The organism is Arthrobacter sp. Y3222053 (assembly GCF_059092805.1).
On sequence record NZ_JBNHIA010000015.1, the window covers coordinates 1 to 635 of the forward strand.

Below are 635 nucleotides of genomic sequence, written 5' to 3' on the forward strand. Positions count from 1 at the left end.
CGCCCTGTTCAGACTCGCTTTCGCTACGGCTTCCCCACACGGGTTAACCTCGCGACGTAACACTAACTCGCAGGCTCATTCTTCAAAAGGCACGCCGTCACAGCTACCAGGGCTGCTCCGACGGTTTGTAGGCACACGGTTTCAGGTACTGTTTCACTCCCCTCCCGGGGTACTTTTCACCTTTCCCTCACGGTACTTGTCCGCTATCGGTCATCAGGGAGTATTTAGGCTTACCAGGTGGTCCTGGCAGATTCGCACGGGATTTCTCGGGCCCCGTGCTACTTGGGATACCATCACAAAGCGGCAGCATGCATTACGGTTACGGGGCTAACACCCTCTCCGGCCGGGCTTTCAAACCCGTTCACCTATACACCTGCACTCACCCCACCGGTCCGGCAGAACCAGTACGGACAGTCCCTCAACCCCAGTGATGCAACGCCCGCCGGCTATCACACACCACTGGTTTAGCCTCATCCGCGTTCGCTCGCCACTACTAACGGAATCACTGTTGTTTTCTCTTCCTGCGGGTACTGAGATGTTTCACTTCCCCGCGTTCCCTCCACGCACCCTATGTGTTCAGGTACGGGTCACCCGGTCGCAACAAAGTCACGCCGGGCGGGGTTTCCCCATTCGGA

General features: G+C 57.8%; 1 rRNA gene. It reads right to left on the reverse strand.

From position 1 onward, the window contains the following. Positions 1 to 635: ribosomal RNA gene (locus AC5RUW_RS16615) — 23S ribosomal RNA — on the reverse strand; the annotation flags it as partial.